The organism is Haliscomenobacter sp., from assembly GCF_965225875.1.
Lineage (GTDB): Bacteria > Bacteroidota > Bacteroidia > Chitinophagales > Saprospiraceae > Haliscomenobacter.
In genome coordinates this window covers 528,223-543,926 of record NZ_CBDDBS010000002.1, presented here as the reverse complement: position 1 = coordinate 543,926, position 15,704 = coordinate 528,223, and the positions used below count along the sequence as shown (strand labels likewise).

The following is a 15,704-nucleotide window of genomic DNA, read 5'->3' as shown; positions in this document are numbered from 1 at the left end:
CAGTTATTACTATGATGCAATGTATTGAGATTTGAGGTTTAAAAAAAGGACAAGTTGTGAAATTTCGACACATTAAATCAGTTGCTTTTTTGGGTTATTTTTTTTGTAAAAATTTAAAATTCAATGAGTTAGATTGATTTAAATTTCCCTTTTTTGCCCAAAAGAGATGTTTTAGAAAAATAATTATGTCATATTTGAGTCATGAAAATCGAACAACTTTACGGTTTTTACTGCAAAAACAGCACCCTTTCCCCTTTTTTCATCGGCAATCTCCAGAACGCTTCCGTTTTTTGGAGGTTCTTTTCATGGCCGGCAGGAACTTGCCAATTGCCAGGGGGCAGTTTAATTTGTAAAACCCCACCCTGCTCAGCTAGCACCTGAATCGACTGTGACCTTCCATCTTTTTGAACAGCAGAAATCAAAAACGCCCCCTCAGCCCGCAGGGACTCAAAGGAAATGTCTTCCCAACTTTTGGGCAGGGCAGGAAATACCTCAATCACACCATCGTGGCATTGCAACAACATTTCGTGGATGCCTTGCGCAAAAGCAAAATTTCCTTCCAGTGTAAAGGGATGATAAGTAAAATTGGAATACTGGCCACCTTTTTGATCCCCATTGACGTGAAAACTATTGGCTACACAAAAATTGCGGGCAAATTTTTGCAATAAATCGAGCGCTGCATCACCCCGTTTGGCTTGCGCCATCAAACAAGCTGCCCAGGCGAAGGAATAGCCTGTCCATTCCCGAGTACCTACTTTTTGTAATTGGTCGAGCGATTTTTCGATCAAATATCGGTCTGTCTCTCTTTGGTAATTGAGCACCTTGAGCGGATAAATGGCCATCAAATGGGCATGATGCCGATGGGTATGTTCAAAGGGAAGCTTGGGGGCGATGGTCAAACCATCCTGATTTTGGTCAAAATTGGGCAATTCCTGGAGGATTTGTTGCCAATATTTGGCTTTTGTACCTTTACTCACCTGGGCAGTCATGACAAAGGCATTTTTTACCAAAGCCAGATCGTGGTTGCTGAATGCCAAAAACCAGGCTTGGATGCTGTTGTTGAACACTTCCGGGCTGGAACTCAAGGGGAGTAGGCGTCCCTTGCCTTCATTTTTGGTGATTTGATCTAGGTATTGAGCTACTTCTTGCAGATAGGGGCGTGCTTTTTGTTGTAAAAAGGCGGGGTCCATGCTGTGGCGCCATTGCCAATAAAAGTGTTGAGCGAGCCATGCACTGGTAGTTGGACTCATGGAGTATTGAATCCAGCCGCCCATGGGTTTGCCACTCAAAGTGTTTACTCCCGGCACATTGAGTCCGTCGGTGCCAAAATAAGCCTGGGTCCAGCGTTTGTTTTCAGGGCGAACCTGCCACAACCAATTGGTGAAAGAAGCGGTCAAATCAAGGTGATTGGCGGTATAGCCAGGCCAGTAACTCAACTGGGTATTGAGGTCGTGGTGGTAATCTCCTTTCCAGGGGGGCAGATTGCCATTGTCGGCCGTCCAGATGGCTTGCAAGGAAATCGGTGGAGTATTGTTGCGGGCCACACTGCCAAATTTGTATAGTTCCAGATAGTACTGCTTCTCGAGTAAACTATCAGGTAGCTGCACGCTGGATTTGCTCCAGTAGTTTTGCCACCAGGCCTGATGGCTAGGCCAGGGAGTGGGTTCATCAGATTGGGGTGGGAGAGGGGGCATCACGGCGGGCTGATCCACGCTGATCGTCCATTGGCCTATCAACATGTTTGATTTGTACCACTGCCACTCTACCAACACCTCGTAATAATGCCCCTCCCAGGTAGGTTGGTGATAACGCAGGGATTGAGGGCTTTGGGTCAGACTGCCTTTGGCGTAGCCCAGGCGTTCGAGGCTTTGGCCTTCCACACTATTTCCCGTAGCCCCCCTTTGGCCAGTGTTGTAATTGGGTATGAGCAGTTCCGGCAGTAGTTCGGTATTGCTAAGGTTTTCGAAGCCGAAAAAACCACGCAATTCACTCGCATGTACATAATGGTTCATCTGGACGCCATTGTTGAATTCCACATTGGCGTAGGCGTCTTTGATGTTTAAGGTGGATCTTTTGACCCCCCCAAATGCCCGACAATCAAACTCCAGTGCGGCGCCGGGAATTTTGGTGGGGGCGGCGTATTTTTCATAGGGTGCATCCCCAAGAGCTTGTACCGTGTCATATTGGTTTTTGAGGACTTGCTCTTTTACCCAGGCAAAGCGCAATTTTTCAATTTCAGGCATGGGGCGATCATCCCATAAGTCGACTCGATCCAGGCTGAGGCGGATTTTATCGTTTTTTTGCCACAACAGGCCGCCCAGCCAGCCATTGCCCAAAGGGAGTCCTTCGTACCATTGGGTGGGCATGCCTGGGAATTGTAGGTTGTGTTGGGCTTTGGGCTGGGCCGCCAAGTTGCTGCCGAAGGCGATTAGGAAAATAAAAAGGATAAGTTCGCGAGTTGATTTTTTCATAAACAAGATCTTATGGCTTCGTCAGCCAGAATTTTGTGCACTAGATCAACCAAGATAATGATTCAACTTGTTGTCTTAATATTCTTCGAATGAAAATCTATCCGATGAAATACCGCACCTTAGGGAATACTTCCGAACAACTCTCTGCAATTGGCCTGGGCTGCATGGGAATGAACCATGGATATGGTGAAGCAAACGATGCCGAGTCGATTGCTACCCTGGAAAAAGCCATTGAAATTGGCATCAATTTTTGGGATACAGCCGACATTTATGCCAATGGCAAAAATGAGGAATTGGTAGCCAAAGTACTGAAACCCAATCGCGACAAAATATTTATAGCCACAAAATTTGGTTTCCTGCCCTATGAAAAAGGCAAGTTTGGTGGTTTTGATGGCTCTCCTGCCCGGATGCGGGTAGCCGTTGAAGCTAGTCTGCGCAGGTTACAAACCGAGGTGATTGACTTGTATTACGCCCACCGCATCGACCCCAATGTACCAGTGGAAGAAATGGTTGGTGCAATGGCGGAACTGGTGAAAGAAGGCAAGGTCCGCTATTTGGGCCTTTCGGAAGCGTCGCCCAATTCCCTGCGTAAGGCCCATCAGGTGCATCCGATCAGTGCCTTACAAAGTGAATACTCCTTGTTGACCCGGGATGTCGAAGCGGATATTTTGCCTCTTTGCCGGGAACTCAACATCTCATTGGTGCCCTTTAGTCCACTTGCTCGGGGACTGATGACCAATGCCCTGGATGTGAGCACCCTTGGAGATGGCGATTTTCGTAAAAACTTGCCGCGTTACCAGGAGGAATATGCCGAAAACAACCGGAATTTGGCCGCCGCCTTTGCTCAACTAGCTGCGGAAAAAGCCTGCACCCCCGCCCAATTGGCCATCGCCTGGGTGTTGGCGCAAGACGAAAGCATCATCCCCATTCCAGGCACCAAACGCAGGCAATACTTGTTGGACAATGCGGGAGCGGTAAACGTACAATTGTCTGCAACTGATCTGGATGCACTGGAAGCTTTGTTGAAGCAATATCCAAATGTAGGGCCGCGCTACAATGCAGAGAATGAGCAGTATTTGGATAAGAACTAAAAGCCCTATTTCTTTTAGCAGTTTTCTGACCCAAACAGTCTAAAAAGGCGAGGCCAACTCTGTTTAAAGAGCTGGCCCCTTGCAATAGCGTATATAGTGTGGTTATTGCATTACCGCAAAACACTAAATCGTTCCACTAGGATGGACTTCTCAGTATTCACCCGCAAGAAAAATAAACCAGAGCCCATGCTGGGTTGGATTTTGTGTTGATAAGCACCGGCCTTTTGCGCGCCCAGATTATGCTGTTGGATTTGTCGCCCACTCAAATCGTAAACCTGGATGAATACTTCTTTACTATCGGTATTCAAGGTGTAATTTACATTCAATTCAGCTCGGGTAGGGTTGGGGAAAAGCTGTAAATGGTCCAATTGTGGAAGGTCGGGCTCGGCCACTGAAGCCTCCATTGCCGCTGGTGTAATAAAAGTAGCAACGGGCGACCAAGCCGTGAAGGAAAACAAACAATTGACCCTTACGCTAAATTCATATTGTGTGCCTGGCGACAAACCGCTAATGGTTGTTCTGCCCACTGTGGTATTAATTGGACTGGTCCAAATCAGAGAACCTACCCTGCGGTATTGCCACCCATATGCTTGTGCCCCCGTGACGGAACAATTCAATTGAGCCGAAGTGGCAGCCAGGTTGCTGACTGAAATTTGACTAAGCGAAGGTTGGCCACAGGCCTGGGAAATCGTGGTAAAAGTACCTGAACCGGACCAAACGCTCCAGGCTCCAGCGGCAGTACATTGGACTGACACCTGAAATTCGTAAGTGGTATTGATGCTCAAGGCACTTAGACTTGCTGAGTTTGTTGCTCCCGCAGCAAGGTCGATCCAGCTACTGCTGCCAACTGTCCGATAGCGCCAATCATAGCTGACCATACCCGTCAAAGTACAATTTAAAATGGCCGAATTGGCACTGACATTGCTGGCTGAAATTTGAGCTGTCGTTGGTGCAGCACAAGCTAGGGCCAAAGTGCTGAATGATTTTGACGCCGACCATACTGTCCAGGTTCCGCCAGCGCTACATTGGACGCTTACCTGAAATTGGTAATTGCTGGCTGCACTTAAGCCGCTGATGTTTACACTAGCTGCACTGGTATTGCTCAGTTCAGTCCAAAGGCTGGTACCTGCCAAACGATACCTCCAATCATAACTGACCATACCTGCCAAACTACAACTGAGCGTAGCACTATTGGAAGTGATGCTGGTGGCCGCAATTTGAGTGGTCGTTGGCGTTGAACAAACGACAGCTGATGTTGTAAACGTTTTGGAAACAGACCATGCGCTCCACGCACCTCCAGTGGTACATTGTACTGCTACCTGAAACTCGTAATTGCTGGATGCCACCAAGCCACTCAAGCTGGTACTGCTGGTGCCAGTATTGGTCAGATCTATCCAGGTGCTACTCCCAAGCAAGCGATACCGCCAGTCATAACTTACTACACCAGTTACACTACAGTTTAGGGTAGCCGCAGCTGCGGTGACAGCGGAAGTGGATAGCTGAGCAAGACTGGGTGCATTACATGCCGCAGCCAGGGTTGTAAAAGTTTTCGAAGCGGACCAGGCTGTCCAGGCACCTCCAGCTGTACATTGTACCGCCACCTGGAATTCGTAGTTGCTCCCAGCAACCAAACTGCTCAAGTTGGTACTACTCGCCGTCGTATTGTTTAAGTCTGTCCAGATACTGCTACCGACCAAGCGATACCGCCAGTCGTAACTTACCATACCCGTTACACTACATCCAAGTGTAGCTGTATTGGCACCTAAATTACTGGCAGCGATTTGGGCTGTAGTTGGGGCAACACATGCTGGCGCTGCCAGGGTTGTAAACGTTTTTGAAGCCGACCAGGCTGTCCAGGCTCCCCCAGCTGTACACTGTACACTTACCTGGAATTGATAATTGCTAGCCAAATCCAAGCCGCTGATGTTGACACTGTTGGCACTGGTATTGGTCAGGTTGGTCCAAAGGCTGGTTGCAGCTAAACGATAGCGCCAGTCGTAACTCACTACACCTGCCACACTACAATTCAAAGTAGCGGTAGTGGACGCAATATTTGAAGCTGAGATTTGAGTAGTAGTGGGCGTGGCACAAACAGGGCCAGTGGTGGTAAACGTTTTGGAAGCGGACCAGCTTGTCCAGGCTCCACCTGCGGTACATTGCACCGAGCCCTGAAATTCATAATTGCTACTAGCGGTTAATCCTGTAAGATTGAGTGAATTGGAACTTGAAGAGGCTACATCGACCCAAGTGCTACTTCCTACCACCCGATAGCGCCAGTCATAACCAACCAATCCACTGATATTGGTGACCAAAGTAGCCGAATTGGCGGTGACATTATTGGCTAAAAGTTGAGTTGTGGTAGGTGTACTACAAACGGCTCCCCCTCCGCTTAAGCAAGTAGCGGCAGATACATTAGCTCGGATAAGATCGCCAGGTTGTTGGCCAAAGCCCAGATTCAGATCAATGCCAATAGTGCCCAAAAGGTGGCAATAACTCATGATGGTACCTTTAAATGGAGCCGTAGGTGCAGGCAAAGCAACACAAGTACCTGTTCCTGAATATCCAGCGGCAGGGCCACAACCATCCAATGGGGTGTTGTTGCCATTCCAGGCACAGTCGTGAGTATGTGGCGAGCCTAAATTATGCCCCATTTCGTGGGTGATCACATTGGCCGTCCAGGAATAGGTGGGAAAAGCCGAGTAGGTGCTGTTTACATAACTATAGGCATAACCATAACCATTGCATAATCCGGGGCGATAGGCAATCCCCCCTCCAGTTGGCTGACCCCGCGATACCAAATGGGCGATATCGCCATTGAAGGTCGGTCGGGCGCTGCGGAAAGAAACCAAAGTATTTGAGGTAGAATTGGTAGGATAAGCATCTGGTGTGGTCCAGGCAAAAATTTCAGAAATGACCACTGTAATCCCTTCGTTTTGGTACAACAAAGATACAATATTGAAAATGCCATTGATGAAATTGGCGGCTCCGGTAGCCCCACCTTTTTCGGTGACCAGATCGTACTCACATTCAAAATAGACCCTCACGGTCTTATCAACCGCAGTAACGCCCCGCAACTCAGCCAGCTTGTTTTCAGTTTGCCGGATTTCCTGGGAAACCTCACTCGACCCACAATCAAAGGACTTGTCAAAATCCAGTTCATCTTCGGGGTAAATGGTGTAAGCATCACGCAGGTTGGTACCCTCCAAGCGGCCCAAGACCCAGTTCGAGCTTTCTGCAAAGCCAATCACCCCCATTACTTCATCTTTAAAAAAGCTCAACGCAACGCTGGTTTTTGCTTCATTGCGCAGCACTCCCCGATAGTGAATGCCAGGTTCATAAGCAATCGGCCCATCAGCAGAAGTGTTGAGTTTGAAATCAGGAGTGTGTAAGTCAACCCGGATCAAGTCCATTTGAAAAACTTGCCCATTTTTGTCGCGGGGTAAGGCCAAGGACAGGGCTTCAGGACCTTGTTTATTCAGGTCAGCTAAAGCATTTGGGTCGATTTTTAGCACTATACCTTCGGGAAGGTTTGAGCGTAGAGGTAGCACATTTGCAAGCGCATCCTGATAGCTAAAAAGCGAATAAGGGCGGAAAACCACCCCCTTCTGACGTGCCGATCGAATCTGTTCCAAGACCCCGTTTTGCTGGCCCTGGAGCGGAGTGGTTAGGAAACAGGTAAAAAGTAAAAGGTACATCGTGGTAGCTGAAATCAGCCTGAGGAAACTAGTAAACTTGTGCATAGTTATTTTGATTGTTCATAAGGGAAATAAAACCGCAAAAGGGAATGGAATTCAGGCGTTTGTATATTGGTTAGATGAGAGCTAAACGAAGCTTTTTGGCTAAAAATGTAATCTGAATGGAGAATCGATAAAAGTTCAGGGGAAACCCTAAATTAAACTCAAGGATTTCCCCAAAACATTGAAATGTTTGCGTTCTAGGAAACCTGAAAAACAGGTTATCTAAGGTATCAGCAAGGTAGAGCAGTTTTTGCGCAGAAAAAAGGACAGATCACCCGGTTTTTTTATCGATTTTTATTGCACTTATTTTTGCGTTATTTAATTAAATATTTGATTGTAAGTTGTTTAGTTAGATTGAATTTAGAAAAGACAATTTAATAAAATTAATCCCTGATTAATTTCCCCGGCTTGCTTTCCGGATGCCACAAAATAATGCTTGCTTGTGCATGTCTACATTTTATTTATATTTACCCCCATTAAAGCGACAACTTGTGGTAAAGTGTTGATCAGACGCATAATACAACTATTGACCTCATTGGCATTGGTGCTGGTGATCTACGATTTTGGCTATGTTCAAAATCGTCGTGAAGAGATTTTGATTTTCAACGCCTATTTTGGTCTGACCCTCAGCTTCGCGATTTTAGAGTCCTATCGTTTGTACAAAGGCCAGATTCCCTTTAATCTATTTTATTTCATCCGTTTGGTCTTGCCGTATACCGCCTTTTCAGTGATTGCGGTGGATTTGTTGTTTTGGGGAGAAAGCCTGCGCTCGGCGGTCGCCCGCAATGAAGGCTGGTTTTTTATCAATATCCTGCTCTTGGTCTTTTACGGTATGTCAAACATTGCCAGCCTATTGTATCGGCGCAATTTTTCACCAGCCATTATTTTTGTCAGCAGCTTTATGATCGTGATTTTTTTTGGCACCATTTTTCTCAAGCTGCCAAATGCGACCAATGCCGGGATTACCTGGTTGGACGCCATTTTTACCATTACCAGCGCGGTGAGTGTGACGGGTCTGGCGGTAGTGGATACCCCGACTACCTTTACAATCATGGGCCAAACGGTCATTATGGTGTGTATTCAACTGGGCGGCCTGGGGATGCTGACCTTGACGGCCTTTTTCGCTTACTTTTTTAAAGGTAAATCCTCCTATGTAGAAGGGCTTTTTATCCGTGACTTTTTGAGTTCCGATCAGTTTGAAGGTTTGTTGGGGCTAGCGATGAAAATTGTGTTGCTCACCCTGGGTATAGAGTTTATTGGCGCTTTTTTCATGTACATCAACTTGCCCGAGCAGGAATTTGATTCCTTTTTTGATAAAGTCTTTTTTTGTGCCTTCCATTCCGTATCTGCTTTTTGCAACGCCGGATTTTCAACGCTGAGCAACAATTTTTACGAAGCGCCTTTCCGGTTCAATTACAACATCCACCTGACTACCGCTTTTTTGATCATCATTGGAGGTTTGGGCTTCAGCATCATGTTTAACCTTTTTATGCTGGTCAAATACGCCATACTCAATTGGTACAACCATTTTGTGGTACACCTCGTAGCCTATCGCAAGGCAGTGCGGATTGCTACACTCAATACCCGGGTGGTCATCTTCACCACAATCATCCTGCTCATAACCGGGACCCTTGCTTTTGGCGCATTGGAATGGAACGGGGTACTCAAAGAACATCCTACGCTTTGGGGTAAATTGGTGACTTCCTTTTTTGGCTCGGTTACACCGCGTACTGCTGGTTTTAATACGGTCAACATGACTGAATTGTCGCGGCCTATTGTGCTGGTAACCATTCTTTTGATGTGGATCGGAGCCTCCCCTGCGTCGACTGGTGGCGGGGTCAAAACCAGTACTTTTGCGGTAGCCATTATGAATATTTACGCGGTGGTGCGCAACAAACCACGCATCGATTACGCGGGTAGGGAAATTCCACAGGACTCCGTCAACCGCTCTTTTGCCATCATTGTATTGTCCTGGTTTGTGATTGGTTTAGGTTTTACCGTCATGGCCCAGGCTGAAGGCAATATTCCTTTTTTATCCATTCTCTTTGAATGTGTGTCGGCCTATGCTACGGTTGGCTTAAGTCTGGGCATCACCCCCCAACTGTCCGATATTAGCAAAATCACATTAATTGTGGTTATGTTTGTGGGAAGAGTGGGCGCAATCACTATCTTGATTGGGCTAATCAAAGATGTAGATTGCAAGAATTACCGCTACCCACGGGAATCGGTACTGATCAATTAATGTATGAAACTTAATTTGTTGCCATTGCTGTGCAGTGGCTTGCTGTGTTTGGCTGTAAACCTGTTACAGGCTCAACAAACGAGTGCCTTTGACCTTTCCATTACGGGGGCTTATCAGGAGCGCGCTTTGCCCGAGATTTTGAGCGACCTGGAGTCGCGCTATCCGGTCAAGTTTTATTACATCCCCGAAAGAATACCCTTTTATCCCATCACCATTGAATTCAAGGGGCAACCTTTTTATCAGGTGATGAAAAAGTTGCTGGAAGGCAGTTTGTTGACCTTTACCAAATGGTCACCCAATGAAATGGTGCTGGTGCCTGAAGACCAACGGAACCGCGCTTTTGTGGAAGGTATGATCAAAAAATGGAAAGAAGGGGAGTGGCAAGCGCCAGTCTTATCCAGCATTGCCGAAAAAAGTTTCACCTTCGGCTCAGCCAGTTCAGCACCTACTGGAGGAAAGTTGAGCATCAAAGGCCAGATCAAGGACGATGAAAGCAACGAACCCATCCTGGGAGCGACCGTGCTCGTGCGGGAAACGGGGCAAGGTGAAGTCAGTGATGAAAAAGGCAACTTTCAACTGAAACTGGCTCCTGGAAAATACACCCTGCAAATCACCTACATCAGCTACCAATCACAACTCAATTACGTGAGTTTGTACGCCGATGGTGACTTACCGGTACGCCTGATCAGCATGCCCCAACAATTGAATGAAGTATTGATCAAGGCCCAAGCGGTCGAAAAAGGAGCCCAGAGCACCAACATGGGCATCGAACGCCTCAGCGCCAAATCCCTCAACGAGCTGCCCACCTTGATGGGTGAGGCCGACGTCATCAAAAGCTTGCAAACCCTGCCAGGGGTCACCAATGCCGGCGAGGGCGTGGCCGGGTTTAATGTACGAGGCGGGAATATTGACCAAAACCTGATCATGCAGGACGATGCGCCCTTGTTCAATTCTGCTCACGCCTTAGGTTTTTTCTCCATTTTTAACGCCGACGCAGTGGACCAAATCAGCTTGTACAAAGGGCATATCCCTGCGCAGTACGGCGGTCGCTTGTCTTCGGTATTGGACGTTCAGCTGAAAGATGGCAATATGCGCAAATGGTCAGGCAAGGGCAGTATTGGGTTCATTGCGAGCCGGATGGTTTTTGAAGGCCCAATTAAAAAAGACAAATTATCGATTTTAATTGGCGGCAGGCAGTCTTATTTAGGCCCCGCCTTGCAACAAAGCGCCAGCATCACCATCAAGGACAGTAAAGCTGCATTCAACGATGGCCTGTTGAAACTGACCTGGCGGGTGAATGCCAAAAACACTTTCCGCTTGATGGGATTTGCCAGTGGCGATGATTTTCGTTATGCCAAAGATTTTGGCTACAACTGGCAGAATTACCAATTGGCTGCTAACTGGAACCGGGTGCATTCGGATCGGTTTTTTACCAAAATTCACCTTTCTTATGGTGCTTACCGAGCTGAGCAAATTGACCCGGAAGGCAATGATGCCTTCGCTTTGCGCAATGGCCTGAACAATGTAAAACTGAAAATTGACAATGTACTGTCGGTGGGTACTGCTCATGCCTTGCGGATTGGTGCAGAAGGTAGTCAATATTTTGCCAAACCTGAAGCCCTGCGACCGCTCAGCGATATTTCGGTATTTTTACCCGAGCAGGTTTCCAAAGACAATGGCCGGGAGTTTGCGGTGTATGCGCAGGATGAAATAACGGTCTCCAAGCGCATTTCCATTTCTCTGGGCTCGCGCTACAGTTATTACCAAAACCTGGGGCCGCGCACCGTTTGGTACTACGCAGAAGGGCAGCCCCGCGAAACCTTGAGCGTCCGGGATTCAGCGGTTTTTGGGCAAGGCGAGGTCATCACTTCCTACGGCGGTTTGGAGCCCCGGGCTTCTCTCAAGCTGGGCGTGAGCGACAATACCTCCTTCAAAATGAGTTACAATCGCCTGCGGCAATACATTCACCTGACTTCAAACACAGTGGCACCTACTCCGGTGGACGTGTGGCAGGCTTCCAATTTGTACATCCCACCTCAAATTGCCGACCAATATTCCGTCGGCTGGTTTTTGGACGCCAAAGACAAAAAATGGGAAACCTCAGTGGAATTTTACTACAAGTCGATTTTGAATGTACTGGAATACAAAGATTTGCCCGAACTAATCCTGAATCAACGCCTGGAAACCGAAATTCTGGCTGGCAAAGGAAGGGCCTATGGGGCTGAGTTTTCCATCCGCAAAACCCAGGGTAAACTCAGCGGTTGGTTCAGCTATACCTATGCACGTTCGTTTGCCAGGGTAGTGGGGCCTTCAGCAGAAGAGACGGTCAACGCCGGACGTTGGTTCCCTGCTAATTTTGACAAACCCCACCAGGTCAACCTGATCAGCCGCCTACAGCTCAATCCAACCAACAGCTTCACCTTTAATTTTACTTACAGCACGGGCCGCCCCATCTCCATTCCGGTATCGAGTTATCGTTTGGGCAATGCGGCTTTTGCCAATTTTTCGGATCGCAACCAGTTCCGCATTCCGGATTACCATCGCCTGGACATCGCCTGGACAGTGGACAATCGGCAAACGCGGCTCAAAGGAATCCGGGGTAGTTTTACTGCATCGATTTACAATGTTTACGGTCGGGCCAATCCTTTTTCCATCTTTTTCCGCCGGAATGAAGTAGGTCGCCCTTCGGCCTATCAGTTGGCAGTGGTAGGTGCGGCAATTCCGGCAGTTTCGTACAATTTTACTTTTTAAGCCTTTGGCCAACAAAAGCACAATGGTATGAAGTGGTTAACACATTCCTTTTCCCAATTGAGTGGTCTTAGTTTACTGCTGTGTTTGCTTTGTGGTGGCTGCATCAAAGAACTCAATTTCGAATTGGGCAAGCAGGAAAATTTGGTGGTCATTTTTGGGACTTTGTCTGACCAGCCCGGCAAACATCTTTTTCGGGTAACCCGCACCAATGCTTTTGAAAAACAAGTAGATAGTGAACCAATCAGCGGAGCCAAACTTTGGATAAGTGATGGCCAGGGTCAAAAGTACCAATTGGTGGAACAAGAGCCTGGCACCTATATGCTTCGAGATACTTTATTTCGGGCTAAAACGGGAGAAACTTATCAATTGGAAGCGACTTTGCCAGGTGGGGAACAGTTTCGTTCCGACCCTGAAATGATGCCCGCCCCCGTCAAAACGGTTAAAGCTTACCCAGGTGTTGAAGAAAAGGATAACGACCAAACTTTGCTGGTATATAGCGACGTAAACATTCCTGCCGACCCGCAGGGGGTTTTCCTACGTTGGGAGGTAACGCGGATCTGGCGGCGCACCTCGGTTGATTTGGCGACACTGTTTCAGGATTATTCCAGGTTCGGGCCTCCAGATGTGTGTTACATGACCGAAGACCCTGAACTCAACGCGGTGCGTATTTTTGGGTCAAAACGTCGGGATGCTTTTGCTTTGCGCCGGGAAGTGGTGGCCAGAGTTGAAACGGACTACAAGTTTTTTGAGCGCAATGCCTTTGTCGTGACCCAGTACCGCATTTCGGAGCGAGCGCACGAATATTGGCGTAAAATCAATCTTTTGGGCAACTTGAGTGGCAGCATTTTTGATGTGCCCCCAGCCACCATCCGCGGCAACATTTATCAGGTAGACAAACCTGCTGAGCATATTCTAGGCTATTTTGAAGTGGCAGCCGTAGATACAGCTTATACCTTTAGCGACGCCTGGTTGTTTCCCAACTATATTGCTGACCCTTGTCGGCGCGATTTTACCAAATTTGAATGGGCGCCGACTTATTATTTTGACCCCGAATGTGCTTATTGTATCAACATTAAAGGGTATTCTTTAGAAGTGCCCAAATTTTGGTAAATCTTAATTTTAATTGAATTCAAAAAAACGGTTAGCCGTGCATTTGCTAATAAAAGCATGATGAGGAAGCTAAAAAAATACACTTGGTTGTTATTGGCTTTGTTGTGCAGTGGCTGCATCAAAGAACTCAATTTTGAATTGGGCCAGCAGGAAGATTTGCTCGTGGTATTTGGAACCTTATCCGATCAGCCTGGTAGACACTTGTTTCGGGTGACGCGGACCAACCCCTTTGAACGGCAAGTGGACAGTGCCCCAATCAGCGGGGCAACCTTGTTTATCCAGGATTCCAAGGCCAATAAGTACCCTTTCGTGGCACTTGAAGCAGGAACTTATATGCTGAAAGACACCCTGTTTCGGGCGGTGGCAGGCGAACAATACCATTTGGATGTGACGCTTCCAGATGGTGAACAATACCGCTCGGATGTGGAAACCATGCCTGCTCCGGTGCGGGTGGACAGCGTTTACCCGGGGATAGTGGTAAAGGGATTTGACCAATCCTTACAAATTTTTGCTGATGTCAAAATTCCTGCTGATCCCAATGGCGTATACCTGCGCTGGGAAGTATCCCGGGTATGGCGGCGCACTTCCATTGATTTTGCCACCCTTTTTCAAGATTATTTCAGGTTTAAACCACCGGTAGTTTGTTACATGACCCTGGACCCGGAGCCCAATGCAGTACGGCTTTTCGGATCGAAACGGCAGGATGCCTTCTCCTTGCGTCAGCAAGAAGTAGCCCGGATTGAAGCCGACGAAAAGTTTTTTGAACGCAATGCGTTTGAAGTAACCCAATACCGCATTTCCTCCAAGACCCATGAGTACTGGAAAAACATAAACCTGGTGGGTAATCCCCAAGGAACGATTTTTGATGTGCCACCCGCTACCATTCGAGGCAATATCTACAAGGTTGACAACCCCAAAGAACGCATTTTGGGCTACTTTGAGCTAGCCTCGGTTGATTCAGCTTATACGTATACCGACCGTGGCATTTTTCGCTACACCATCAACAATCCTTGCATGGTTGATTACACTAAACCAGCCTGGGAAGCAACCTATGGCTATAACCCCGAGTGTGCATTTTGTGTAAACATCAAAGGGCATTCTACCAAAGTACCTAAATTTTGGTGAGTTAGGGATGGTTTTGATAGAAAACTGAATTTCCTCACCCTCAATGAAAAAAGATGACTAAGGCTAAAAATTGTGCTTGTTTGCTGGTATTGTTGCTGTGCAGCGCATGCATCAAGGAAATTAATTTTGAGTTGGGCCAGCAAGAAGACCAAGTGGTCATTTTTGGAACTTTGTCTGACCAGCCGGGCAAACACTTGTTTCGGGTGACCCGGACCAACCCTTTCGAACGACAAGTAGACAGTGCCCCAATCGGCGGAGCAACCTTGTTCATCCAGGATTCCAAGGCCAACAAGTACCCATTTGTAGCACTGGAAGCTGGAACCTATCTATTGAAAGACACATTGTTTCGAGCGGTAGCTGGCGAACAGTACCAATTGGATGTGACCCTCCCTGGTGGTGAGCATTATCGTTCGGATGTAGAAGTGATGCCAACTCCGGTTCAGCTGGACCGGGCTTATCCGGGGCTTGAAGTAGAGGAGCGCTCATATGATCAAACCTTCCAGGTATTTGCTGATGTAAAAATTCCTGCCAATCAGGATGGTGTTTATTTGCGTTGGGAGGTATCGCGGGTATGGCGCAGGACGTCCATTGATTTTGGCGCTTTATTTAGCAATTATTTGCTGTATCCCGATTTTCCGATCTGTTACATCACTGAAGATCCCGAGCCCAATACCATCCGGATTTTTGGCACCAAACGTAAGGATGCTTTCACCTTGCGCCAACAGGAAGTGGCCAGAGTGGAGGCGGATGTTCGGTTTTTTGAACGGAATGCTTTTGCCGTGGTGCAGTATCGGATTTCGGAGCGAGCTTATGATTATTGGAACGACATCAACCTGGTCGGGAATCCTCAAGGTACCATTTTTGACGTGCCTCCGGCGACGGTTCGGGGCAATATTTACAACGTAAACAACCCCAAAGAGCGCATCTTGGGCTATTTTGAAGTGGCTGCGGTAGATACGGCCTACACCGCCACCGAACGCAACATTTTTCGGTATTCCATCGATGATCCTTGTCGGCGTGATTTCACCAATCCGGCTTGGAGGGCTACCTTTGGTTTCCATCCTGAATGTGCTGATTGTACCAGAATCAAAGGTGCTTCGGAAAATGTGCCCAAATTCTGGTAGTTTTGTGGCTCAGTATTGGGGCGAAAATTAAGTGTTCATTTTTTGTCGCCCCG

Annotated in this window: 8 protein-coding genes; 6 read left to right on the top strand and 2 right to left on the bottom strand. The window is 47.6% G+C overall.

The window, feature by feature from the left end; translation table 11 throughout:
• Positions 1–227: 227 nt before the first annotated feature.
• Positions 228–2,471: a glycosyl hydrolase family 95 catalytic domain-containing protein gene (locus ACO08K_RS05085; protein WP_421795318.1), complete on the bottom strand. Its 2,244-nt coding sequence runs from the start codon at positions 2,469–2,471 to the stop codon at positions 228–230.
• Between the two features lie 104 nt (positions 2,472–2,575).
• Here ACO08K_RS05085 and ACO08K_RS05080 point away from each other — a divergent pair, with 104 nt between their 5' ends.
• A complete protein-coding gene (locus tag ACO08K_RS05080; RefSeq protein ID WP_421798288.1) occupies positions 2,576–3,562 on the top strand; it encodes an aldo/keto reductase in 987 nt (328 codons plus the stop codon).
• Positions 3,563–3,672: 110 nt separating this feature from the next.
• On the opposite strand, the gene ACO08K_RS05075 is transcribed toward ACO08K_RS05080, so the two are convergent.
• Positions 3,673–7,302, bottom strand: a complete 3,630-nt coding sequence (locus tag ACO08K_RS05075) for a M12 family metallo-peptidase (protein ID WP_421795317.1) — start codon at positions 7,300–7,302, stop codon at positions 3,673–3,675.
• A gap of 496 nt (positions 7,303–7,798) precedes the next feature.
• Between ACO08K_RS05075 and ACO08K_RS05070 the strand changes: the two genes are divergently transcribed.
• From ACO08K_RS05070 to ACO08K_RS05050, 5 genes are read left to right on the top strand one after another with little or no spacing between them, the layout of a single operon-like run.
• Positions 7,799–9,541, top strand: a complete 1,743-nt coding sequence (locus ACO08K_RS05070; protein WP_421795316.1) for a TrkH family potassium uptake protein — start codon at positions 7,799–7,801, stop codon at positions 9,539–9,541.
• A gap of 3 nt (positions 9,542–9,544) precedes the next feature.
• A complete protein-coding gene (locus tag ACO08K_RS05065; protein WP_421795315.1) occupies positions 9,545–12,292 on the top strand; it encodes a TonB-dependent receptor in 2,748 nt (915 codons plus the stop codon).
• 27 nt (positions 12,293–12,319) lie between these two features.
• Positions 12,320–13,402: a DUF4249 domain-containing protein gene (locus ACO08K_RS05060; protein ID WP_421795314.1), complete on the top strand. Its 1,083-nt coding sequence runs from the start codon at positions 12,320–12,322 to the stop codon at positions 13,400–13,402.
• 57 nt (positions 13,403–13,459) lie between these two features.
• A complete protein-coding gene (locus ACO08K_RS05055) occupies positions 13,460–14,527 on the top strand; it encodes a DUF4249 domain-containing protein (protein ID WP_421795313.1) in 1,068 nt (355 codons plus the stop codon).
• A 53-nt stretch (positions 14,528–14,580) separates the two neighbouring features.
• Positions 14,581–15,651 carry a DUF4249 domain-containing protein gene (locus tag ACO08K_RS05050; protein ID WP_421795312.1) on the top strand — a complete coding sequence of 357 codons (1,071 nt, stop codon included), beginning with the start codon at positions 14,581–14,583 and terminating at the stop codon, positions 15,649–15,651.
• Positions 15,652–15,704 lie beyond the last annotated feature (53 nt).